We start from the raw sequence: 278 nt of genomic DNA, 5'->3' as shown, positions 1-278 counted from the left end.
CTTTAGAAACATTTGCTCCATGAACATAAATTGTATTGGTTAATTCTTCAGGTTTTATAGTTTGTTGTGAAGCGATTTGTTTAAAACCAAAATCAAGCAAAGCTCTACTTTCTGTAAATCTAGCTCTACTATCAGCTGTTTTCAAAACGACAGCGATTAATGCACTACCATTTTTTTCAGCAGCAGCGACAAGACAGCCACCAGCGGCATCAGTATAACCTGTTTTTATGCCTGTTATATCATCGTAATTCCATAAAAGACGATTAGTGCTACCGTAA

At 36.0% G+C, this 278-nt stretch carries 1 pseudogene; it reads right to left on the bottom strand.

Annotated features, from left to right (window positions below):
• A pseudogene (locus H5993_RS09250) lies at positions 1 to 278 on the bottom strand (hypothetical protein); the annotation flags it as partial.

The sequence above is a fragment of the Limosilactobacillus alvi genome (assembly GCF_016900115.1).
Lineage (GTDB): Bacteria > Bacillota > Bacilli > Lactobacillales > Lactobacillaceae > Limosilactobacillus > Limosilactobacillus alvi.
The sequence above is the reverse complement of the archived record's forward strand: the minus strand, read 5'-3'. Positions and strand labels throughout refer to the sequence as shown.